The organism is Aeromonas simiae, from assembly GCF_000820125.1.
Lineage (GTDB): Bacteria > Pseudomonadota > Gammaproteobacteria > Enterobacterales > Aeromonadaceae > Aeromonas > Aeromonas simiae.
Window position 1 is genome coordinate 1 of the sequence record NZ_CDBY01000062.1, and the last position, 22,884, is coordinate 22,884.

17 protein-coding genes and 1 tRNA gene are annotated in these 22,884 nt (G+C 61.1%); 11 read left to right on the forward strand and 7 right to left on the reverse strand.

What is annotated here, in order from left to right:
* The first annotated feature begins 21 nt into the window (after positions 1-21).
* From BN1134_RS20360 to BN1134_RS13050, 4 genes are all read left to right on the forward strand, one after another.
* On the forward strand, positions 22-285 hold the full coding sequence (locus BN1134_RS20360; protein WP_415857805.1) for an HNH endonuclease signature motif containing protein: 264 nt from the start codon (positions 22-24) through the stop codon (positions 283-285).
* 141 nt (positions 286-426) lie between these two features.
* Positions 427-783 (forward strand): phage terminase small subunit P27 family, encoded by a 357-nt coding sequence (locus BN1134_RS13040; RefSeq protein ID WP_042047739.1) that lies wholly within the window; start codon positions 427-429, stop codon positions 781-783.
* Positions 767-2,428: a terminase large subunit gene (locus BN1134_RS13045; protein WP_042047740.1), complete on the forward strand. Its 1,662-nt coding sequence runs from the start codon at positions 767-769 to the stop codon at positions 2,426-2,428. The genes BN1134_RS13040 and BN1134_RS13045 overlap by 17 nt, the downstream gene beginning before the upstream one ends.
* Before the next feature lie 38 nt (positions 2,429-2,466).
* Positions 2,467-3,357, forward strand: a complete 891-nt coding sequence (locus tag BN1134_RS13050) for a hypothetical protein (protein WP_198133183.1) — start codon at positions 2,467-2,469, stop codon at positions 3,355-3,357.
* 543 nt (positions 3,358-3,900) lie between these two features.
* On the opposite strand, the gene BN1134_RS13055 is transcribed toward BN1134_RS13050, so the two are convergent.
* The 5 genes from BN1134_RS13055 to rpsU all read right to left on the reverse strand — a co-directional run bounded on the left by BN1134_RS13055 (position 3,901) and on the right by rpsU (position 8,764).
* Positions 3,901-3,976: transfer RNA gene (locus tag BN1134_RS13055), tRNA-Ile, on the reverse strand.
* Positions 3,977-4,126: 150 nt separating this feature from the next.
* Complete coding sequence (gene rpoD, locus BN1134_RS13060; protein WP_269746972.1) at positions 4,127-5,998, reverse strand: RNA polymerase sigma factor RpoD; 1,872 nt, start codon at positions 5,996-5,998, stop codon at positions 4,127-4,129.
* A 227-nt stretch (positions 5,999-6,225) separates the two neighbouring features.
* Entirely contained in the window at positions 6,226-8,010 is a 1,785-nt protein-coding gene (dnaG, locus tag BN1134_RS13065; protein ID WP_042047742.1) for a DNA primase, read from the reverse strand.
* Between the two features lie 79 nt (positions 8,011-8,089).
* A complete protein-coding gene (locus tag BN1134_RS13070; RefSeq protein WP_042047743.1) occupies positions 8,090-8,533 on the reverse strand; it encodes a GatB/YqeY domain-containing protein in 444 nt (147 codons plus the stop codon).
* A gap of 15 nt (positions 8,534-8,548) precedes the next feature.
* A complete protein-coding gene (gene rpsU, locus BN1134_RS13075; protein WP_005350755.1) occupies positions 8,549-8,764 on the reverse strand; it encodes a 30S ribosomal protein S21 in 216 nt (71 codons plus the stop codon).
* Positions 8,765-8,945: 181 nt separating this feature from the next.
* Here rpsU and tsaD point away from each other — a divergent pair, with 181 nt between their 5' ends.
* Positions 8,946-9,959, forward strand: coding sequence for a tRNA (adenosine(37)-N6)-threonylcarbamoyltransferase complex transferase subunit TsaD (gene tsaD, locus BN1134_RS13080; protein ID WP_042047745.1), 1,014 nt, complete (start codon positions 8,946-8,948; stop codon positions 9,957-9,959).
* A 65-nt stretch (positions 9,960-10,024) separates the two neighbouring features.
* On the opposite strand, the gene putA is transcribed toward tsaD, so the two are convergent.
* Positions 10,025-13,189 (reverse strand): bifunctional proline dehydrogenase/L-glutamate gamma-semialdehyde dehydrogenase PutA, encoded by a 3,165-nt coding sequence (gene putA / locus BN1134_RS13085; protein ID WP_042047746.1) that lies wholly within the window; start codon positions 13,187-13,189, stop codon positions 10,025-10,027.
* Between the two features lie 259 nt (positions 13,190-13,448).
* Positions 13,449-14,048, reverse strand: a complete 600-nt coding sequence (locus tag BN1134_RS13090; RefSeq protein ID WP_042047747.1) for a TIGR04211 family SH3 domain-containing protein — start codon at positions 14,046-14,048, stop codon at positions 13,449-13,451.
* A gap of 293 nt (positions 14,049-14,341) precedes the next feature.
* On the opposite strand from BN1134_RS13090, the gene BN1134_RS13095 reads away from it, so the two are divergent.
* The 6 genes from BN1134_RS13095 (at position 14,342) to glmS (ending at position 22,813) form a co-directional block, all read left to right on the forward strand.
* Positions 14,342-15,592 carry a methyl-accepting chemotaxis protein gene (locus tag BN1134_RS13095; protein WP_042047748.1) on the forward strand — a complete coding sequence of 417 codons (1,251 nt, stop codon included), beginning with the start codon at positions 14,342-14,344 and terminating at the stop codon, positions 15,590-15,592.
* Between the two features lie 43 nt (positions 15,593-15,635).
* Positions 15,636-16,067, forward strand: coding sequence for a GNAT family N-acetyltransferase (locus tag BN1134_RS13100; RefSeq protein ID WP_042047749.1), 432 nt, complete (start codon positions 15,636-15,638; stop codon positions 16,065-16,067).
* Positions 16,068-16,125: 58 nt separating this feature from the next.
* Entirely contained in the window at positions 16,126-18,990 is a 2,865-nt protein-coding gene (gene glnE / locus BN1134_RS13105) for a bifunctional [glutamate--ammonia ligase]-adenylyl-L-tyrosine phosphorylase/[glutamate--ammonia-ligase] adenylyltransferase (protein ID WP_198133184.1), read from the forward strand.
* A gap of 75 nt (positions 18,991-19,065) precedes the next feature.
* Complete coding sequence (locus BN1134_RS13110; RefSeq protein ID WP_042047751.1) at positions 19,066-20,067, forward strand: sensor domain-containing diguanylate cyclase; 1,002 nt, start codon at positions 19,066-19,068, stop codon at positions 20,065-20,067.
* 112 nt (positions 20,068-20,179) lie between these two features.
* Positions 20,180-20,953: a DeoR/GlpR family DNA-binding transcription regulator gene (locus tag BN1134_RS13115; protein WP_042047752.1), complete on the forward strand. Its 774-nt coding sequence runs from the start codon at positions 20,180-20,182 to the stop codon at positions 20,951-20,953.
* 27 nt (positions 20,954-20,980) lie between these two features.
* Positions 20,981-22,813 carry a glutamine--fructose-6-phosphate transaminase (isomerizing) gene (gene glmS, locus BN1134_RS13120; protein WP_042047753.1) on the forward strand — a complete coding sequence of 611 codons (1,833 nt, stop codon included), beginning with the start codon at positions 20,981-20,983 and terminating at the stop codon, positions 22,811-22,813.
* Positions 22,814-22,884: the final 71 nt, after the last annotated feature.

The window sequence follows — 22,884 nt, forward strand, 5'->3', positions numbered from 1 at the left end:
TTTCGATGCTGATTGACACCATTGTGCGCCCACTGCCTAAGAGATGGCGTATACACGCCGGCAACAGTCGTTGATCACATCATACCAATAGACGGTGATGCGGATGTGTTGTTCTGGCCGGCAAGCAACCATCAACCGTTGTGCGCTTCGTGCCACGGTCGCAAGACAACAACAACGGATCCTGAGACAAAGCGGCAACGCAAAGCAGGAAGGTTCAGGAAGCAGGAAGAGGCCGCACTACACCGTACCAGTTGGATATATGAAGGTGGCGACGACTCTGCATGATGAATCACCTTCCAGGTAGTCGACGAGGGGGTGGGGGAGTATTTCAGGACAAATCCACCGTATGCCGGAACCGCCCGCCCCCTCAAATTTTTACGCACGACGTTTTTTTTGAAAATAAAACAGACAGGAAAACAGAACTCTATGGCAAGACCGCCCAAACCTCCTGCCTACCTTGATGAAATAGCAGCGCAGCAGTGGAAAGCAAAAGCAAAGCAGTTGGCGGAACGCGGGGATCTGACACCCGCCGACTGGAATCACCTTGAACTGTATTGCGTCAATTACTCAATGTATCGCAAAGCCGTGGCGGACCTTGCCACGCGGGGATTCAGCATTGTTAATAGCCAGGGTGGCGAGAGCCGAAATCCAGCGCTTAGCGCAAAGGCTGATGCTGAAAAAATACTCATAAAAATGTCATCGCTACTGGGGTTTGATCCGGTCAGCCGCCGCCGCAATCCGGTAGAAACCGAAGAGGAGGACGAGCTTGACCGCCTGGGATGATTACGCCAATGCCATTAAATCCGGTTATATTCCGGCCTGTAAGCGCTTAAAACAGGCGGTAGAGCGGTACTTTTCAGACCTTAATGATCCGCGTTATGAATTCGATACAGAGACGGTTAATCGATTTGTTTCCTTCTCCAGTCTATGCCCTCACGTTAAAGGACCACTGCGCGGCCAGCCTATCGAACTGGAGCCATGGCAGAAGTTTGCCTTTGCTAATCTACTGGGTTTTAGATCTCGGGACACTGGCCGCAGGAAGTACAGTAGTGCCTTTATCGAAGTTCCTCGCAAAAATGCAAAATCAACCGTAGCCGCTATTTTGGCTAACTGGTTTTTGGTGATGGAGAAGGGCCAGCAGGATATCTACACAGCTGCTGTGAGCCGGGATCAAGCCCGTATAGTATTCGATGATGCCCGCCAGATGTGCTTGCTTTCAAAACCACTGAAAAAGCGCGTCAACATTCAGGCTCACAAGGTTATTTTCCCGAAGAACAATAGCTTGTTAAAGCCGCTGGCAGCTAAAGCAGCCACAATCGAGGGCACAAACCCCAGCCTGGCAATCGTAGATGAATACCATCTCCATCCTGATAACGGTGTTTATTCGGCGTTAGAGCTAGGTATGGGGGCAAGACCAGAGGCTGTTTTGTTCTCTATCACTACTGCTGGCAGCAATGTTGTCTCTGCTTGCAAACAGCACTATGACTACTGTTGTCAAATTCTGGCCGGTGAAGAGAGTAATGATTCGCTATTTGTCCTGATCTATGAGCTGGATGACGAAAGTGAAGTTGATCGGCCTGAAATGTGGGTCAAGGCCAATCCAAATCTGAACGTATCTGTCGATGCGGTAAAATTGGCATCCACTATTCAGAAAGCACGTGGAATACCGTCACAGTGGGTGGAAATGCTGACAAAGCGTTTCAATATCTGGTGCCAGGGTACCACTCCGTGGATGGGGTCCGGAGCGTGGGACGCTTGCCAGCTCGATTATGAAGAGGAAGATCTGGCTGGGATGGAGTGTTATGCCGGGTTCGACCTGTCTTCTACGAGCGATATAACAAGCGTTAGCTACGCATTCCCGCTCGGTAGTGAGATTCGCTTACTGACCCGTCACTATTTACCAGAAGCCCAGCTGCAGAACGTCGCTAATAAAAATCGTGCCATCTACCGTCAGTGGGTAAGAGCTGGCTGGATTCGGACCACGCCTGGAGACTGCATCGACTATGACCGAATCCGTGATGATATTCTGCGCGATGCCGAAGTATTCAACATCAGGTTGGTGGGTTTCGATACCTGGAACGCTACGCACCTGCGCACCCAGCTACAGGGCGCCGGTCTAGATGTGGAACCGTTCCCGCAAACCTATCTTAAGTTCAGTCCTGTGGCTAAATCCTTCGAGGTGTTTGTTAACCGCAAGGTGGTGCGCCATCGAGGAGACCCGGTATTGTCGTGGGCGATTGGTAACGTAGTAATGGAGACTGATGCCAACGCTAATATCAAGCCAAACAAGAAGAAATCATCCAATAAGATTGATCCTGCCGTATCTGTGCTTATGGCATTTGGCACCTTCCAAGCCGAGCATGAGGACTTTGCATTCGATATGAGCGACAGCCACAAAGAGCGTCTGGCGACATTTAACGGCATCTGATAGGCATGGCAATACCAAACTTGAAACAGGGGGTTGCATTGAGATTGACCAACGAACAACGGGAGCAGGTGATCACCCTGCGCCGTAGCCATTCACTGAATGAGGTGGCTTCTCTGGCTGGCCTGTCCCTGGGAACGGTCAAGGCCATCGTCAGCCGATCGGGCCTGTTCACCGACAACCCGAGACACCGGATCATGTTCACCCTGCCGGCACGGGAGAGCAGCGGGGAGACCCTGCCGGCGGTTCAAGAGTTGCCGCCACAACAAAGCGTGACCGGGGACAGGGAGATAGATGCGCTGATCTGGTTGCGGCAGGTCATAGAGAGCGGTGACCCAGACCGTATTGAGAGAGCCAAACTGGCGGCTGGGAAGATCTCCACGCCACTAAATGAGCTGGAGAAACGATACGGCAAATGGTTGGCTGATAAGTCCGGTCACCCGTTCGCCGGGATTGGTAGCATTGGCTTTGCCAATCTGGATGGGTTAGCCGAGCGGGCCATTGAGCGGCGAGCCAATGAGGCGGAGGCCATAGGACGGTTCGGGGATGCCTTGTGGAGTGATACCCAGGCGGAAGCGTTTTGTCTGGAAACCTTGCGCGGGTTGGAGTTTGGAGAGTGGCGCTATCCACCCGAGCAGGTGGCAGAACGGTTCAAAGCAATACCCGAACTGATGCCACATACCCTGAGTGACTGCCTGCATGAGCTCGCCTACTGGAACGATTTGTACCGTCTTCGGCTGGCCTGTGACACGAGCCGTTATTACGAGAGCAGCCACGAAGCAAGCGCTAGAGATTGGTTTGTGTTTGGCCTGCTGGCCGAGCTAAGGCCAAGGAGCCGGGATGAGGCCCGCGCAGCCTTACGCTACCTCATGGCTAGCCAGCGTGAAGATAGCGACGAAGCAGACGGGATCTTAAATAACCTGATTGGGTAGCCCTGCCCACTTCGGCGGCAAAGGTAATTCGGCACTGGCTTATTAACTTATTGATTTTGTTTGTTTACGCCAGTTTGGAGCAATGGTTTGTCCTGCCGACTGCCCCGCCTGATACCGCGACCGCCATAGGTTCGAGCGGTGTAGTGTCCCACTGACCGTACCGGGCTAAGCCTGCATATTGGTAGGCTTTGCCGTGATTGGCTAGAGGGGGTAACGTATCGTGACTCCCTTGGACAGCTAGCCATCAACAACCCCAAAACAGGGTTAATGACCCTATCATAGGGTTACTTTTTTGCATTCCCCAAAACAGTGAATGAGGAATTGCAACAAACTCCGCTCCAAAAATGACAAGGCAGACCGCTACACCTCGCCAGCATTGGGCGTAAAATCCGCGCCTAACTCGGGATAAGGTTACTAAGGCCATGGCAACTTACCGATCTCCATCAGCTGTCTAATACCCTGATTATCCCTGTCTACAATATCCCCGGCATATCCCCGAAAAAAAACGACTCACGTCGCAGTGACGTAAGCCGTTGTTTTATATGGTGGCCCCTCCCAGGCTTGAACTGGGGACCAAGCGATTATGAGTCGCCTGCTCTAACCACTGAGCTAAGGGGCCGAAATCGGCATAAGTGGCGGCGATTATAGGAGAATCGCCCAGGGCAGTCTATAGGTGGATCAATCACTTGTCGAAGCTTTGAGCAGGTTGGGGCCTGTCAAAACCGGAATAAAAAAGGGCCCTGATGGGCCCTTCTAAAACACGAGACGTTTACTCGTCGAGGAAGCTACGCAGTACCTCTGAGCGGCTCGGGTGGCGCAGCTTGCGCAGCGCCTTGGCTTCGATCTGACGGATACGCTCGCGGGTCACGTCGAACTGCTTGCCCACTTCCTCGAGGGTGTGGTCAGTGTTCATGTCGATCCCGAAGCGCATGCGCAGCACCTTGGCTTCCCGTGCGGTCAGGCCAGCCAGCACTTCGCGAGTGGCGTTGCGCAGGCTCTCACTGGTGGCCGCATCAGCCGGCAGGGCGAGGGTGGTATCCTCGATGAAGTCGCCAAGATGGGAGTCTTCGTCATCACCGATGGGGGTCTCCATCGAGATGGGCTCCTTGGCGATCTTCAGCACCTTGCGGATCTTGTCTTCCGGCATCCCCATGCGAATAGCCAGCTCTTCCGGGCTCGGTTCACGACCCATCTCTTGCAGCATCTGACGAGAGATACGGTTGAGCTTGTTGATGGTCTCAATCATGTGAACCGGGATACGGATGGTTCTGGCCTGATCCGCGATAGAGCGGGTAATGGCCTGACGGATCCACCAGGTCGCGTAGGTCGAGAACTTGTAGCCACGACGGTATTCGAACTTATCGACGGCCTTCATCAAACCGATGTTGCCTTCCTGGATCAGATCCAGGAATTGCAGACCGCGGTTGGTGTACTTCTTGGCGATCGAGATAACCAGACGCAAGTTGGCCTCAACCATCTCTTTCTTGGCGCGGCGGGCCTTGGCCTCACCGATGCTCATGCGGCGGTTGATGTCTTTAATCTGGGCAATAGAAAGACCGGTCTCTTCTTCGATCTGCTGCAATTTGCCAATGGAGCGCAGCACCTCTTCTTCCATGGCCACGAGCGGAGCAGACCACGCCTTGCCGGCTTGCTTCTGGTATTCGAACCAGGCGGTCTCGCACTCGTTATTGGTGAAGGCGCTGACGAAGGTCTTCTTCGGCATCTTGGCCTGCTCGACGCACAGCTTCAGGATGATGCGCTCTTGCACGCGCACGCGCTCCATCATCTCGCGCATGTTGTTGACCAGGCGATCGAACTGCTTGGGCATCAGGCGGAATTGGCGGAAGATGTCGGCCAGCTTGGCAATCTCAGCCTGAGTCTCGTCGTGAGCGCGACCGTTGGTGCGGATCGACTGACGGGTGACTTCGTACTGGGTGCGCAGCTCGGCAAACTTCTCGCGAGCGACTTCCGGGTCCGGGCCACCGTCGCTGTCATCATCACTGCTGTCGTTGCCGTCTTCGTCCTCGTCCTCTTCTTCATCGTCGGAGCTGTCTTCGTCGGCAAGGTCATCCTCGCCCAGCTCGGAACCGATGTGAGTCGCGGAGGGGCCCATCTCGTCCGCCTCATCCGGGTTGACGAAACCGGAGATAATGTCAGACAGGCGCAACTGCTCTGCCTCGAACTTGTCATACTGTTCGAGCAGGTAGGTGATAGCTTCCGGGTACTCAGCCACGGAGCTTTGTACCTGGTTGATGCCGTCTTCGATCCGCTTGGCGATGTCGATTTCACCTTCGCGGGTCAGCAGTTCAACGGTACCCATTTCCCGCATGTACATGCGGACCGGATCGGTGGTACGGCCAATCTCGGATTCAACAGAGGCCAGTGCCTGGGCTGCGGCTTCGGCCGCATCCTCATCAGCAGTGGCATCGGTCATGATCAGGTCGTCGGCATCAGGGGCGTTTTCCACCACTTGGATACCCATGTCGTTGATCATCTGAATGATGTCTTCGATCTGATCGGAGTCGACGATGTCCTGCGGCAGGTGGTCGTTCACCTCGGCATAGGTCAGGTAGCCCTGTTCTTTACCTTTGGCGACGAGGAGTTTAAGCTGCGACTGCGGGGTTTGCTCCATAGAACTCATCCGGTTGGTGATGCTAGGTTGCGCGATTCAATGCAATGAATGCGCTGACGCGCAAATAGCCAATTCTAATAGAAAACCGCCAGACATGCTATGCCCGGTGGTGCGGTAGCGGTGAGAAACCCCTGCCCTCTGTATTGTTGGGGCCAGGCGGTCATCGGTCATATTGCTTCTTTTCATCCCGTCGATTCGGGTAACAGCACTGGATATAGGGGCTTGAGCTCTAAATATCAAGTCCCGTTGTCATTTCTTTTTTCCTGAGCCACCTCTTTGAGCAGCAACAGCAGCTCCTGGGTTTCATCTTGGGTCAGTCCTTCCTGGCTCACCTTGGCCTGTAGCTCCTCGATGCGCTGCTTGAGGAACAGGTTAATGAAGCCGATGAAGGTATCTTCCAACTCCTGACGAACCGCGTCTGGCTCAATGTCCATCCCTTCATAGAGATCGTGCATGGCCAGCTGAGCCAGGATCTCCCCCTCCTTGGTGCCACGCCAGTGCTCCAGCAAGATTGCGGTGGTGATGGCCGGTTGCGCCAAAATCTGCTGATGCAGTTGCAGCAGGAAGCTCATTCCTGCCACATGTAAGCCCTCCAGTTCCGGCATGGCCGGCAGCTCAGCGGTGAGCGCAGGGTATTGCACCATCAGGGCCAGCGCCCGGCGCAGTGGCGTCAGTTTCCCCCGCTGAGGACGCTGGATGTCGCTCTTGGGCTGACTATGGCGGGCAAACAGCTCGTCGAGACGCTGTTTGTTCTCCCCCCAGCGCATCATGCGCGAGAGGCGGGTGATGAGCCCTTCGCGGGTGAACCCTTCCGGCACGCGGCGAATCAGATCCGCGGCCTTGTTGGCCACCTCGTACTTGCCCGCTTCCCCTGAAAGGGCGGCATCGCGCTCGAGACGCTCGAACATGAACTCGGCGAACGGCTGAGCCTGATCGAGCAGCTCCTCAAACTCACTCTTGCCAATCTGGCGCACCAGGGAGTCTGGGTCCTCGCCGTCAGGCAGAAACACGAACTTAAGCTCGCGTCCGTCCTGCAGGTGGGGCAGGGCGTTGTCGAGCGCCCGCCACGCCGCCTCGCGACCGGCGTTGTCCCCGTCGTAGCAGCAGACCACCTCGGCGGTGGTGCGAAACAAGGTGTGGATGTGATCGCTGGTGGTGGCGGTGCCGAGCGCCGCCACGGCGTAGTCGATGCCGTACTGGGCCAGGGCCACCACGTCCATGTATCCCTCAACCACCAGAACCCGGCGCACCTCTTTGTGGGCCTGACGCACCTCATAGAGACCGAACAGCTCGCGTCCCTTGTGGAAGATGGGGGTCTCGGGCGAGTTGAGATACTTGGGGGTGCCATCACCCAGAACCCGTCCGCCAAAGCCGATGACCCGGCCGCGTTTGTCACGGATCGGGAACATGATGCGATCGCGGAAGCGATCATAGCTGCCCGGGCCGTTGTCGCGCTGGATCAGCATGCCACCGGTGATGAGCTGTTGCTCCTGCTCACGGCCGGCGCCAAAGCGGCGGCACACCTGATCCCATTCGTTTGGGGCGTAGCCGATGGCAAATTTCTTCACCACCTCGCCCGTCAGACCACGCTGGCGCAGGTATTCCACGGCCTGGGTGGCTGACTTGAGGTTGGATTCGTAAAAACGGGCGATCTGAGCCATCAGTTCGAACAGATCCTTGCTGACGGCAGGCTGGGATCCATAGGATCCGCCACCGCTCTGCTCGCGCGGTACTGTCATGCCATGCAGGCTGGCCAGTTCGTCGATGGCATCGGGGAATTCGAGGCCGTCATAGGCCATGACAAAGCCGATGGCGTTGCCGTGAGCCCCGCAACCGAAGCAGTGGTAGAACTGTTTGTCGGGGCTGACCGAGAAAGAGGGGCTCTTCTCGTTATGAAAGGGGCAGCATGCCTGATAGTTTTTACCGGCTTTCTTGAGGCGCACCCGGCTGTCGATCAGCTCGACGATGTCGGTGCGATTCAGAAGGTCATCGATAAAGGATTGCGGGATCCGGCCTGCCATGGTTGCCCTTTTTCAGAGAATAAAAAAGCCGCGCATTCCGGAGAAGCACGGCTTCTTTTGACTAACGCAAGTTCCTGCCTTATGCCAAACGGGCTTTCACCTGAGCGCTGACAGCGCCGACGTCGGCACGTCCCTGGATCTTCGGCTTGAGAACGCCCATTACCTTACCCATGTCAGCCATGGCGGCGGCACCGGTATCGGCAACGGCCTGCTCGATCAGGGTGGCGATCTCCTCGGCGGTCAGCTGTTGCGGAAGGAACTCCTGCAGTACAGTAATCTCGGCGGCTTCGACGTCGACAAGATCCTGACGGCCGGCGGCCTCGAATTGAGCGATGGAGTCGCGGCGCTGTTTGACCATTTTGGTCACCACAGCCACGATCTCCTCGTCACCCAGTTCGGTGCGGCTATCCACTTCACGCTGCTTGATCTCGGCCATCAACAGACGGATGGTGCCAAGGCGGGCCTTATCTTTGGCCAGCATGGCAGCCTTCTGTTGATCCTTGAGCAGATCTTTCAGAGACACGGCAGTTAACCCGGATTAGTACAGACGGATGCGGCGTGCGTTCTCGCGAGCCAGCTTCTTGGCGTGACGCTTAACAGCGGAGGCCTTGGCGCGCTTGCGGATGGTGGTCGGCTTTTCGTAGAACTCACGGCTACGAACTTCGGACAGGATACCGGCCTTTTCGCAAGAACGCTTGAAGCGACGCAGGGCTACGTCAAACGGCTCGTTTTCACGGACTTTAATTACGGGCATGTGCCTTTCACCTCGGTGATAAATGGGTTGCTGGGCGCAAGGCGCGAACAGCATGACTTAAAATGGTGCGAAATTATACTCAGCTTCGGGAATGAAAGTAAACCCGGCAGAGATCGCTGGTCTAAAAAACTCGCGAAGGGTACCATAACCGCCACATTTTAGCAGTGAAAAATTTGAAGCAATGCGTGTATTGGGTATCGAGACGTCCTGTGACGAAACCGGGATCGCGATCTTCGACGATCAACATGGGATCCTCTCCCACCAGCTCTACAGCCAAGTCAAGCTCCACGCGGATTACGGCGGTGTCGTCCCCGAGCTGGCGAGCCGCGATCATGTGCGCAAGACGATCCCCTTGATCCAGGCCGCATTGAAGGATGCCGGCCTTGATAAAGACGACATCGACGGCATCGCTTACACGGCCGGCCCCGGCCTAGTCGGAGCCCTGCTGGTCGGCGCCACCATAGGCCGTTCCCTGGCCATGGCCTGGGGCAAGCCGGCGGTGGCGGTGCACCACATGGAGGGGCACCTGCTGGCCCCCATGCTGGAAGAGAACGCCCCCGCGTTTCCGTTTGTTGCCCTGCTGGTCTCCGGTGGCCACTCCATGCTGGTGCGGGTCGATGGCATCGGCCGCTATCAGGTACTCGGTGAATCCATCGATGACGCCGCCGGCGAAGCCTTCGACAAGACCGCCAAGCTGATGGGGCTCGATTATCCGGGTGGCCCGCTGTTGTCGCGTCTGGCCGAGCAGGGTACGCCAGGGCGCTTCATCTTCCCCCGCCCCATGACCGATCGCCCCGGGCTCGACATGAGCTTCTCCGGCCTCAAGACCTTTGCCGCCAACACCATAGCGGCCGAGGGGAGCGACGAGCAGACCCGTGCCGACATCGCCCACGCCTTCCAGGCGGCGGTGGTCGATACCCTCGCCATCAAGTGCCGCCGCGCTCTGAAAGAGACCGGCCTCAAGCGTCTGGTGGTGGCGGGGGGGGTCAGTGCCAACCGTTACCTGCGCGCCCAGCTGGCCGAGATGATGCAAGATCTCGGCGGTGAGGTGTTCTACCCGCGCACCGAGTACTGCACCGACAACGGCGCCATGATCGCCTATGCCGGCATGCAGCGCCTCAAGGCCGGCGTGTTTGAGCCGCTCGAGGTCAAGGCGGTGCCGCGCTGGCCGCTGGACACGCTGGATCCGGCCTGATCTCCAGGATCTTGCGATAAAAAGAGCCGCCCTCGGGCGGCTCTTTGCATTGCTGGCGCTGGCAATCAGGCATCGCCCATCGCCAGCAGGGTGGCGTTGCCCCCCACCGCCGTGGTGTTGATGGTGCGGGTCTTCTCGGTCACGAAGCGGTGCAGGTAGTGAGGGCCGCCGGCCTTGGGGCCGGTGCCGGAGAGCCCCTGGCCGCCGAAGGGCTGGACCCCGACCATGGCGCCGATCTGGTTGCGGTTGATGTAGACGTTGCCCACGTTGAGACGGTTTGCCAGTGCCTCAGCATGGGACTCGTTGCGGCTGTGAATGCCCAGGGTCAGGCCATAGCCGGTGCCGTTGATCTCATCGATGACGTTATCCAGCTCACGGGCGGCATAGCGCACCACGTGCAGGATAGGGCCGAATTGCTCCCGTTCTAGCTCCTTGATGGAGCGGATCTCCAGCGCCGTCGGCTGCACGAAGTGCCCCTCCTGGGTCGCCTTGGGCATGGGGGCCTGGGCGATCAGGCGGCTTTTCGGAATCATTCGGGCGAGATGCAGATCCAGTCCCGCCTTGGCCTCGGCGTCGATGACTGGGCCGACATCGGTGCTGTGCTCGGCCGGATTGCCGACTTTCAGCTCCTGCATGGCGCCACTGAGGATCTCCAACACCCGCTCGGCGATCTCCTCTTGCAGATAGAGCACCCGCAGGGCCGAGCAGCGCTGGCCGGCGCTCTGGAAGGCGGCGCTCACCACGTCGCGCACCACCTGCTCTGGCAGGGCGGTGGAGTCGACGATCATGGCGTTCTGGCCGCCGGTTTCGGCAATCAGCGGCAGGATGGCGCCCTCGCGGCTGGCCAGGGTCTGATTGATGAGGCGGGCGGTCTCGGTGGAGCCAGTAAAGCAGACGCCGCCGATGCGGCGATCGGCGGTCAATCGGGCGCCGACGCTGGCGCCATCCCCCGGCAGCAGGTGCAGCACGTCAGCCGGAATGCCGGCCTGGTGGGCCAGGGTCACCGCCAGGTGGGCGATGAGGCCGGTCTGCTCCGCCGGCTTGGCCACGACCGTGTTGCCGGTGGCGAGCGCCGCCGCCACCTGACCGAGGAAGATGGCCAGTGGGAAGTTCCACGGGCTGATGCAGACAAACACGCCGCGCCCTTGCAAGAACAGCTCGTTCTGCTCGCCGGTGTAGCCGGGCAGCAAGGTGGCCTTGTCCATCATGGTGCGGGCCTGCTGGGCGTAGTAGCGGCAGAAATCCACCGCCTCGCGCACCTCGTCGATGCCATCTTGCAGCAGCTTGCCCGCCTCGCGGGTACACAGGGAGACGAACGGCTCGCGGTTCGCCTCCAGCAGATCGGCGAGCTTTTCCAGGGCGGCGGCCCGCTCGGAGACCGGCGTCTCGCGCCAGCGCGGAAAGGCGGCGTGGGCCGAGGCCAGCGCCTGCTCCACCGCCTGCTCGTCGGCCCAGTGGATCTTGCCCACCACCAGGCTCACGTCTTGCGGGCTCAGCACGGCGCGGGCCTCGCCCGTGGTCAGGGTGGTGCCGTTGACGATGGGGCCACCCTGCCACGGCTTGCCCTCCAGCTCCTTGAGCCTGGCAAAGAAGGGGCGCTGGATGGAGACGATGTTCATGTTGACGCCGCTTGAGTTCTTGCGGTCGCTAAACAGGCTCTGCGGCAGCGGGATGCGATCGTTGGCCAGGGTCGGGTAGCGCTTGAGGGTGCGCAGCGGATGTTCGGCCAGGCTGTCGGCCGGGGTGTTGGGGTCGACCAGCTTGTGCACGAACGAGGTATTGGCGCCGTTCTCCAGCAGGCGGCGCACCAGGTAGGGCAGCAGATCCTTGTGGGCGCCGACCGGGGCATAGATGCGGCAGGCCTGTCCCGGGTGCTCCTTGAGCACTGTGTGGTAGAGCTCGTCCCCCATGCCGTGCAGGCGCTGGAATTCAAACTGACGCTCGCCGGCCATCTCGAGGATGGTCACCACAGTGTGGGCGTTGTGGGTGGCGAACTGGGGCGAGATGGCGCCCAGGGTGGCCTCGCTCAGCAGGTAGCGGGCGCAGGCCAGATAAGAGACGTCGGTGCCCGCCTTGCGGGTGTAGAGGGGATAGCCGGGCAGGCCGGCCTGCTGGGCATACTTGAGCTCGCTGTCCCAGTAGGCGCCCTTGACCAGCCGCACCGGGATCACATCCCCCTGCTCGCGGGCCAGGGCCGTCAGCCAGCACAACACCGGCAGGGCGCGCTTGGAGTAGGCCTGTACCACCATGCCGAGCTTGCCCCAGCCGCGGTTGGCCTCACTGCGGTAGAGCTGCTCGAACAGATCGAGGGAGAGCTCGAGCCGGTCCATCTCCTCGGCATCGATGCTGATGGCCACGTTCCGCTCCCGGGCCAGCTGCACCAGCCCGGCTAGCCGCTCGCACATCTCGCCGAGCACTCGCGTGCGGTTGGCCACGTCGTAGCGCGGATGCAGGGCCGAGAGCTTGATCGAGATGGAGGGCGCCGGGCCGCCGTCATTGATGCGCTCGGCACCGACCGCCTCGATGGCGCTGCGATAATCGGCCAGGTACTTGTCGGCGTCCTGCATGGTCAGGGCCGACTCCCCCAGCATGTCATAGGTGTGGGTGAAGCCCTGCTCGCGCTGCTTGCGGCTGGCCTTGAGCGCCTCTTTCATGTCGCGCCCCAGCACGAATTGCTTGCCCATGATCTTCATGGCGGCATACATGGCCGAGCGCACCACCGGCTCACCCAGCTTGTTGACCATGCGTCCCAGCAGGTTGGCCGGGTTGCCGTCGAGCTTCTTGTCGAACTTGATGATCTTGCCGGTCAGCATCAGGCCCCAGGTCGAGGCATTGACCAGGGTCGAGTCGCTCTTGCGAAAGTGGGCTGCCCAATTAGCGCCGGAGAGCTTGTCTTTGATCAGGGCGTCGGCGGTCTCGGCATCCGGGACGCGCAGCAGCGCCTCGGCCAGGCACATCAGGATGATCCCCTCCTGGGTATCCAGGCTGTACTCCTGTAAGAAGGCATCGATGCCGTCACCGGCCCCGTTCTCCTGGCGCACCTTGCCCACCAGGGCCGTGGCGCGGCGGGTGATGCGCTCCAAGGTGGCGCCGTCGCTCGGCAGCATGGCGGACAGTTCGGCGAGGTAGGCGTTCTCGTCCACCACATAGTTTTGGGTGATGGCCTCGCGCAGGGCGGCGAGATCGGTAGGGCGGTAATCGGGGGCAAGCACTTGGGTCGCGTTGAACATGGGGGTCTTCCTGTACACCCTGAGGGGTCGATGGGGGGCGCTCGGCGCCAGCATGCCGGTAATGTATACAATTTTAATGAAGAGATGAAATGAAAATGTTGCCACTTCATTAAAACCAAGACAGTAAAAGGGGGTGGAGCCCTATTTTCAGCGGATCGTCGGAGGGGGAGAAATCGGAGTGGGGTGAAATCGTATACGATATTAGCCGGAGAGCGGCATGAAAAAAGGGCGCCATGGCGCCCCTTTTCATGCTGGGAGTTCAGTCCATCCAGCGATCGCGACGGCGACGCTTGGGCAGCATGGGCAGCATCAGTCCCAGCAGCAGGCCGGCACCGACCATCAGACCGCCGCGCACGAACCAGTCCATCTGCATGTCATGTTCGCGGTTGTCGTAGCTCTGATTGAGCGCATCGTTCTGCTCCTGGAGGCTGGTCACCTGTTCGGTCTGCGCTCGCAACTGGGATTGCAGGGCGGCCAGCTGCTTCTTCTGCTCGGCGATGGCGGCGTCCTTCTCGGCGAATTGGCGCTCGTTGTCGCCATTGAGGTTCTGCAGGCGGCCTTTGAGCTCGTCGAGCTGCTTTTGCAGCTCGGGCAGCTGCTGGCGGTAGCTCGGGGCGGTCTGCAGATCGTCGTTCTTGACCCAGCCGGCACGACCCTTACTGTCCTTGATCTGGACAAAGCCAGCCTCACTGCCACCTTGCAGCTCGACCGGTTCACCGGCCTTGACGCTACCGAGGATGCGGAACTGGGTGCCCGGGCCCCCGTGGATAAAGGTGTAGATGTTGTCGGATACATAGCGGGTCTCGGCCATTGCCTGGTTGGCAAGCAGGGCGAGCAGGATCCCGATCAGGGCGCGCATGGTCAGTTCAATTCTCTTTTGGCGGTGGAAAACAGATGGGATGTTAAGCTGCCGGCCCCCCAAACCACAAGCACCAGAATACGGGAGTGTGACCGCTTCTGGCTGGAAACAGTCCCGATTGCCTCCATTGACCGCGTTTCCACTTGCGCCGTTCGGCACCGTCGGTGAGAGAAAAACGGCGTGATCGTGTATGCAAATTCCACTTTTTTACTGCGGTTTTATTAACGAAATGACAACTCGTGTCGATAGCCTTGATCGACAAGGAAAAATGTACATTTCAGAGGGAGGATGCGATGCGGTTCAATGTGTTGGAGCGCTACCTGAGCGATATTCGGCTGGTACCCAAGGTGGTGCTGCTGATGGTGGCGAGCACCCTGCTGTTGCTGGGGAAGCTGTGGTTTGATGCCAGCCATCTGGAGTCCACCCTGACTGAGGGCGGCATCGATGCCGCTCGGGCCGCCGAGATCGCCGGTCGGCTGGTCTGGGCCGGCCTGGTCGAGACGGCGGTGATGGGGGTGTTTTTCGTCATATTCCTACTGGCCGGCTCGCGCTTGATGGTGCGGCAGGTGCGTTACCTGGTCGGCTTGCTGCACCGATTCTCACAAAAGGATCTCAGCCACAGTGTCGAACTCGATTCGAAAGATGAGTTTGGTGACATAGCGCGTGCCGTGGCCGACTCCCAGAGCCATCTGCGTCAGGTGTTTGGTGAGCAGCGTGGTATCAGCAAGGAGCTGGGGGATATCTCCTCCCAGGTGACCCTCTGTATGGAAGAGGCCTATGAGTCGATCAATGAGGAGTTCCGCCAGATCGAGCAGCTCGCCGGCGCCATGAGTGAGATGGCGGCCTCGGTGCGCGATGTGGCGGGGCACGCCGAGCAGGCCTCCCTGGCCACCGGCCAGACCCGCGATCTGGCCATCATGGGGCAGGGACACGTGGCCGACACGGTGAGCACCATGGCCAGCCTCTCTAGCAACATCCAGCGCTCCTCGGGGGTGGTCAACGAGGTGGAGGAGGGGGTGCAGCGCATCGGCTCAGTGGTCGATACCATCCGCAGCATCTCGGAGCAGACCAATTTGCTGGCGCTCAACGCCGCCATCGAGGCCGCGCGGGCCGGTGAGGCGGGGCGTGGTTTTGCCGTGGTGGCCGACGAGGTGCGCAACCTGGCCAACCGCACCCAGGTGGCCACGGTCGAAATCCAGCAGATGATCGAGCAGTTGCAGCAGAGCGCGCGTCAGGCCACCGATCTGATGGCGCAGAGCGTGGTTCAGGCCGACACCGGCTTGGAGCAGGTCAACCGGGCCGGCTCCCAGCTCGAGACCATAGTGCAGCGGGTGCACGAGGTGGCCGACATGAACGAACAGATCGCCTCCGCCGCCGAGCAGCAGAGCACGGTGGCCGAAGATATGGAGAGCAACCTCACCCAGGTCAAGCAGGTGGTGGAGGGATCGGTGGTGGTGATCCGCGAGCTGCTCGAGGCGAGCGGCATGGTCGAGGGGCATTGTCGCCGGCTGGACGGCACCATTCGCGCCTTCAAGCTGGACTAGGGGAGGGGGAAGGGCGATAAAGAAGCTCTCTTCCCCTGACAGGATGTCATCCATGGAGATCAGCACGCAGCAGGATCGCCTCGATCTTGACCTCATCCATCGCTATCTGGCGGAGCAGAGCTACTGGGCGCGTGGCATCCCGCGCGCCACCTTAGAGCAGGCGCTGCGCCACTCCCTCTGTTTCGGCCTCTACGAGGCGGGGCGCCAGTTGGCGTTTTGTCGCGTCATCACCGACTACGCCACCTACGGCTACCTCTCCGATCTCTTTGTGCTGCCCGAGGCGCAGGGGCGCGGGCTCGGCAAGGCGCTGATGGCGGCGGTCATGGCACACCCCGAGCTACAGGGGCTGCGCCGCTTCAGCCTCGCCACCTCGGATGCCCACGGCCTGTATGCCCGTTTTGGCTTCGGTGCACCGGCCAAACCGCAGAGCCTGATGGAGCGCTACGATCCCGATATCTATCTGCGTTCCCTATGACTTGAACCGGGCGGGATGCTAGATTGGCTGCCATTGCCCGCTGCAAAGGAAGCCCGTCGTGACCCTGCCCGCCTCTCTGCTCTCCCTGGCCGAACGCCAGTGGCAACGCCTGCTGGAGCAGGCTCCTGACTATGCCACCCTGCCGGCATCGCAGCGGGAGCACCTGTTGACCCTGCTCGGACTCTCCGATTTTATCGGAGAGTCGCTGATCCGTGAGCCCGCCCTGCTCGGCGAGGTGCTGGCCAGCGGTGAGTTGGAGCAGGCCGAGCGCTGGCCGCACTATCCCGCCTGGCTGGCCGGGGCGCTGGCCGAGGTGCAGGACGAAGAGGCGCTCAAGGGGGCGCTGCGCCGTTTTCGCCGCCGCCACATGGTGGTGATCGCCTGGCGCGAGCTGCTGGGGTTGGCCTCGGTGGAGGAGAGTTTCGTCCACCTGACCCGGCTCGCCGATGCCCTGATCGGACAGACTCGCGACTGGCTCTACGCCTTGCAGTGCCGCGAGCTCGGCACCCCCATGGATGGGGAGGGCAATCCGCAGCCACTGCTGATCCTCGGCATGGGCAAGCTGGGCGGCGGCGAGCTTAACTTCTCCTCCGACATCGATCTCATCTTCACCTTCCCCGAGAACGGCTACACCCACGGTGGGCGGCGCGAGCTGGCCAACCAGCCGTTCTTCATCAAGCTCGGCCAGCGCATCATCAACGCCCTGCACCAGAACACCGTTGACGGTCAGGTGTTTAGGGTCGACATGCGGCTGCGCCCGTTTGGCGATGCTGGCCCGCTCGCCATCTCGTTTGCCGCCATGGAGGACTACTACCAGCACCACGGCCGCAACTGGGAGCGTTACGCCATGGTCAAGGCGCGCCTCATCGGGGGGGAGTGTCACTATGGTCAGGAGCTGGGGGAGCTGCTACGCCCCTTCGTGTTCCGCCGCTACATCGACTTCGGGGTGATCGACGGACTGCGCCAGATGAAGGCGATGATCGCCGCCGAGGTGCGCCGCAAGGGGTTGCAGGGCAACATCAAGCTGGGGGCGGGCGGCATTCGCGAGGTGGAGTTCATCGTACAGGCCTTGCAGCTGATCCGGGGGGGCCGTGAGCCGGCGCTGCGGGTGCGTCACCTGCCCGATGCCCTGGCGGCCATCGCGGCCTCCGGCGCCCTTGGGGAGCCGGAGTGTGCCCGCCTGCTCACCGCCTACCGTTTTTTGCGCAAGGTCGAGAACCTGTTGCAGGAGATAGGCGATCAGCAAACCCAGATGCTGCCGGTGGAGGAGCGCGATCGCGAGCGCCTGATCCATGCCATGGGGTTCTCCTCCTGGCCCGCCTTCATGGCGACCCTGGAGCAGGAGATGGCGGCGGTACACGACGAGTTCATCAAGGTGGTCGGGGAAGAGAAAGAGGCGCCGGCCCACCTCGAACAGGTGTGGGTCGATCTGTGGCGCACCGCCCTCGAGCAGGAGGAGATCGTGGCGCTGCTGGCCGAGCAGGGGGCCGGTGAGGCCGAGGCATTGGCGACCCACCTGCTCCACTTCAAGGAGGAGGCGACCCGCCGTCAGGTGGGGCCGCAGGGGCGCACCGCCCTCGACTGGCTGATGCCGGAGCTGCTCAAGCTGGTGGCGGGCAGCCGCGAGCCGGGGCGCCTGTTCGAGCGCCTGTGCCAGCTGCTGGCGCGCATCTTCACCCGCAGCGCCTACCTGCAACTGCTGGCCGAAAACCCGGGGGCGCTGCGTCAGTTGGTGCGGCTGTGCGAGGCCAGCCATCTGGTGAGCGAGCAGCTGTCGCGCTACCCCATTTTGCTCGACGAACTGCTCGATCCGCAGCACCTCTACCACCCGACCCCGCTCGATCACTACAAGCCCCAGCTGCGCCAGTTCCTGCTGCGCATTCCTGAAGAGGACGTGGAGCAGCAGATGGAGGCGCTGCGCCAGTTCAAGCAGGTGCAGCTGCTGCGCATCGTGGCGGCCGACATCGCCGGCGCCCTGCCGCTGATGAAGGTGAGCGACCACCTCACCTGGCTGGCCGAGGCGATCATCGGCGAGGTGGTCAACCAGGCATGGAGCCAGATCAGCGAGCGTTACGGGGTGCCGCCCGAGGTGGCCGAGAGCGGTGAGCGCGGTTTTGCCGTCGTCGCCTATGGCAAGCTCGGCGGTATCGAGCTTGGCTATGGCTCGGATCTCGATCTGGTGTTCCTGCACAGCGGCGCCCCAGGCGGCTACACCAATGGGCCCAAGTTCATCGACAGCCGGCAGTTCTACATCCGCTTGGCGCAGCGGGTGCTGCACCTCTTTAGCACCCGCACCCCCTCCGGCATCCTCTACGAGATCGACATGCGGCTGCGCCCCTCCGGCGATGCCGGCCTGCTGGTCTCCTCCCTTGAGGCCTTCGAGCGCTACCAGCAGGAAGAGGCGTGGACCTGGGAGCATCAGGCGCTGGTGCGGGCCCGCCCCGTCTATGGTGACGAGCGGCTGCTGGCCGAGTTTGCCCGGGTGCGCCGCGAGGTGCTGGCCCGCGAGCGAGACCCGGCCGAGCTGGCCAAGGCGGTGCGCGAGATGCGCGCCAAGATGCGCGACCACCTGCTCAAGGCGGGGGAGGGGGAGTTTGACCTCAAGCAGTCGCCGGGCGGCATGGTGGATATCGAGTTCATCGCCCAGTATCTGGTGCTGGCCAACGCCTGCGAGCATCCCCAGGCGCTGACCCGCTGGTCCGATAACGTACGGATCTTCGACGAGTGCGTGATGGCCGGCGTGATGGATCTGGCCGATGCCGAGGGGCTCAAGCACGCCTATCTGGAGATCCGCAACCTGGGCCACCGCCTCAACCTCTCGGAGGTTTCGCGCCGGGTGGGTGATGAGCAGTTGCTCACCGAGCGCCAGCATGTGCTGCGGCTGTGGCAGCAGTGGCTGGAGTGTGGCGCAGACGGGGTATGACCCTGTCATTTTTACGGGTACCTCTCCTACACTTGTGATCAATGCCCAGGGATGGGATACGTGAGGTAGAAAGGCATGCTCGGAGAAAGCCAGGAGATCTCGCTGCAAGAGGTCGATGAGAAGGCGCTGCACGCCATTCTCGAGGTGATCAGCGATGGCGTGTGGGACTGGAATGCCAACACCGGGTTCGTCTATCGCAATCCGGGTTGGTACACCATGCTGGGTTATTCCCCGCACACCCTCGGCAATACGGTGTTTACCTGGGAGGGGGTGATCCATCCGGAGGATCTGGAGCGGGTCATGACCCACTTCGATGCCTACATCAACGGTCTCTCCGATCACTACTGCATCGAATACCGCTGCCGCACCCAGAGTGGTGACTACATCTGGATCGAAGATCGCGGCCGCATCGTGGCACGCAACGGCGACGGCTCGGTGGCGCGGATGATCGGCGCTCACCGCGATATCCATGCCAGAAAGCTGCTGCTCGAGCGGCTCGAGTCGCGCAATGTCTCCCTCGAGCGGCTGGTCGAGGAGCGCACCGCCGAGCTGATCCAACTCAATGCCGAGCTCAAGTCTCAAGTCGAGCTCAACCGCCAGTTGGCCGAGACCGACTGCCTGACCCAGGCCTTCAACCGGCATGGCATGGAGAAGGCGCTCAAGCGCGAGTGTGAGCGGGCCAAGCGTTTCAATCACCCCCTTTCGCTGGTCATCATGGACGTCGATGACTTCAAGGCCATCAACGACAGGTACGGCCATGCGGCCGGCGATCGCGCCCTGGTACAACTGGTGGCGCTGGTGCGGCTGCACGTGCGCGAGATTGACCTCATCGCCCGCTGGGGCGGCGACGAGTTCATGATCATCTTGCCGAGCACACCGCTCCATTCGGCGCGGGTGGTGGCCGAGAAGATCCAAGAGCTGATGCTCTACCACCCCCTCATCGAGGAGGAGCCGGTGACCCTGAGCGTGGGGCTGGCCGAGTATCGGCGCCATGACACCCCGCAGGAGCTGACGGTGCGCGCCGATCGGGCTCTTTATCGCGCCAAGAGCAGCGGCAAGAACCTCATCTGCCACTGACGGCGGCAACCCGAAGGGGCCCCTTGGGGCCACTTTTTTTTCTCTTCCCTCTTCTCAAGGCTTCGGTTTCACTGCTAACATTTCGCAATTCTTTCGAATCGAAACTTATTCTGTGACCAAACGTAACACCCAACAACGCCGCCATGCCATCGTCGCCCTGGTTCAGGAGCTGGGTGAGGTGAGCGTCGACACCCTCGCCAAGCGGTTCTCTACCTCTGAAGTCACTATCCGCAAGGATCTCGCCGTGTTGGAAACCGGGGGCCTGTTGCTGCGTCGTTACGGCGGTGCCGTGCCGCTACCGAGCGAGATGGTGACCGAAGAGAACCCGGAGCAGGTTTCGAAACGAAAGCGGGCGATTGCCCGCGCGGCCGCCGAGCGGATCCGCGATCACAACCGCATCATCGTCGACAGCGGCACCACCACCAGCGCCATGATCCCGCTGCTGGGCGCCAAGCGGGGACTCATCGTGATGACCAACTCCCTCGGCGTGGCCGGCGCCCTGCGCGAGCTGGAGAACGAGCCGACCCTGCTGATGACCGGCGGCACCTGGGATCCCCACTCCGAATCCTTTCAGGGGCAGGTGGCGGAGCAGGTGCTGCGCTCCTATGACTTCGATCAGCTCTTCATCGGCGCCGACGGCATCGATCTGGAGCGCGGCACCACCACCTTCAACGAACTGGTGGGGCTGTCACGGGTGATGGCCGAGGTGTCGCGCGAGGTGATCGTGATGGTTGAGTCGGAGAAGATCGGCCGCCGCATTCCCAATCTCGAGTTGCCATGGAGCCGCATCCAGACCCTGGTGACCGACGACGAGCTGGCTCCCGCAGCCAGAGAGCAGATTCAGGCACAGGGGGTGACGCTGATCTGCGCCCCCCTCAATAGCTAATAACGTTCAAGTTCAAGGAGAGTCTCTATGTGTGGCATCGTCGGGGCCGTGGCCCAGCGTGATGTGGCTGAAATTCTGGTCGAGGGGCTGCGCCGCCTCGAGTATCGCGGCTATGACTCGGCCGGGGTGGCGGTGTTCAGCGCCGAGCACCCCTTGCAGCGGGTGCGTCGTCTCGGCAAGGTGGCCGAGCTGGCCAAGGCCCTCGACGAGCAGGCGGTGCACGGTGGCACCGGTATTGCCCACACCCGCTGGGCCACCCACGGCGAGCCCTCCGAGCGCAATGCCCACCCCCATGTCTCCGAGCATATCGTGGTGGTGCACAACGGCATCATCGAGAACCACGAAGTGCTGCGCGAGCGCCTCAAGGGACTGGGTTACGAGTTCAGCTCCGACACCGACACCGAGGTGATCGCCCACCTGGTACACCACGAGCTCAAGAGCGCCCCGAGCCTCATCGCCGCCATGCAAAAAGCGGTCAAGCAACTGCGTGGCGCCTACGGCACCGTGGTGATGGACATCCGTGACGACAGCCGTCTGGTGGTGGCCCGCTCCGGCTCGCCGCTGGTGATTGGCCGCGGCATCGGCGAGAACTTCATCGCCTCCGACCAGTTGGCCCTGCTGCCGGTGACCCGCCGCTTCATCTTCCTCGAAGAGGGGGACGTGGCCGAGGTGACCCGCCGCGACGTGCAGGTGTTCGACATCGAGGGTAACCCGGTGGCGCGCGAGGAGAAGGAGTCCGACATCTCCCATGACGCCGGTGACAAGGGCGAGTACCGCCACTACATGCTCAAGGAGATCCACGAGCAGCCCTCCGCCATCAACCAGACCCTGGATGGGCGCCTCGGTCTCGATCACGTGGTGGTCGAGGCGTTCGGCAACGGTGCCCGCGCCATCTTCGATCAGGTGGAGCACGTGCAGATCGTCGCCTGCGGCACCTCCTACCACTCCGGCATGGTGGCCCGCTACTGGTTCGAGTCGATCGCCGGGGTCTCCTGCGACGTGGAGATCGCCTCCGAGTTCCGCTACCGCAAGTCGGTGGTGCGTCCCAACAGCCTGCTCATCACCCTCTCCCAGAGCGGTGAGACCGCCGACACCCTGGCCGCCCTGCGTCTGGCCAAGGCGTCCGGCTACATGAGCTCGCTGGCTATCTGCAACGTGCCGGGGTCGTCGCTGGTGCGCGAGTCGGCGCTGGCCTTCATGACCCGCGCCGGGGCAGAAATTGGGGTGGCCTCCACCAAGGCCTTCACCACCCAGCTGGCCGGCCTGCTGATGCTGGTGGCTGCCATCGGTCGCTGCCGCGGTAACCTGGACGCCGCCGCCGAGGCCGCCCTGGTCAAATCCTTGCAAGCGCTGCCCCAGCGCATCAAGGAGAGCCTCTCCTTGGCCAAGCAGATCGAGACCCTGGCCGAGGAGTTCGCCGACAAGCAGCACAGCCTGTTCCTGGGCCGTGGCGATCAGTACCCCATCGCCATGGAGGGGGCGCTCAAGCTCAAGGAGATCTCCTACATCCACGCCGAGGCCTACGCCGCCGGTGAGCTCAAGCACGGCCCGCTGGCCCTGATTGATGCCGAAATGCCGATCATCGTGGTGGCACCGAACAACGATCTGCTGGAGAAGCTCAAGTCCAACGTGGAAGAGGTGCGCGCCCGTGGCGGTATCCTCTACGTCTTTGCCGACGCGGCCACCGGCTTCAAGAGCGACGAGACCATGCGAGTGATGAACCTCAACCATGTGGAAGAGGTGATCGCCCCCATCGTTTATACCGTGCCGTTGCAGCTGCTCTCCTACTACGTGGCCCTGATCAAGGGCACCGACGTGGATCAGCCGCGCAACCTGGCGAAATCCGTGACGGTGGAATAACCCGCAATCACTCGCAAAAGGGGATGTGGGATGAAAATAAAGTTTCATCCCTACAAATAAAGTATCATCCT

Excerpts from the sequence above, each read along its gene's own strand:
- dnaG (WP_042047742.1), bottom strand. The coding sequence starts at position 8,010 with ATGGCAGGCCGGATCCCGCAATCCTTTATCGATGACCTTCTGAATCGC.
- tsaD (WP_042047745.1), top strand. The coding sequence starts at position 8,946 with ATGCGTGTATTGGGTATCGAGACGTCCTGTGACGAAACCGGGATCGCG.
- BN1134_RS13095 (WP_042047748.1), top strand. The coding sequence starts at position 14,342 with ATGCGGTTCAATGTGTTGGAGCGCTACCTGAGCGATATTCGGCTGGTA.
- glmS (WP_042047753.1), top strand. The coding sequence starts at position 20,981 with ATGTGTGGCATCGTCGGGGCCGTGGCCCAGCGTGATGTGGCTGAAATT.
- putA (WP_042047746.1), bottom strand. The coding sequence starts at position 13,189 with ATGTTCAACGCGACCCAAGTGCTTGCCCCCGATTACCGCCCTACCGAT.
- BN1134_RS13110 (WP_042047751.1), top strand. The coding sequence starts at position 19,066 with ATGCTCGGAGAAAGCCAGGAGATCTCGCTGCAAGAGGTCGATGAGAAG.
- rpsU (WP_005350755.1), bottom strand. The coding sequence starts at position 8,764 with ATGCCCGTAATTAAAGTCCGTGAAAACGAGCCGTTTGACGTAGCCCTG.
- rpoD (WP_269746972.1), bottom strand. The coding sequence starts at position 5,998 with ATGAGTTCTATGGAGCAAACCCCGCAGTCGCAGCTTAAACTCCTCGTC.
- BN1134_RS13100 (WP_042047749.1), top strand. The coding sequence starts at position 15,636 with ATGTCATCCATGGAGATCAGCACGCAGCAGGATCGCCTCGATCTTGAC.
- BN1134_RS13040 (WP_042047739.1), top strand. The coding sequence starts at position 427 with ATGGCAAGACCGCCCAAACCTCCTGCCTACCTTGATGAAATAGCAGCG.
- BN1134_RS13090 (WP_042047747.1), bottom strand. The coding sequence starts at position 14,048 with ATGCGCGCCCTGATCGGGATCCTGCTCGCCCTGCTTGCCAACCAGGCA.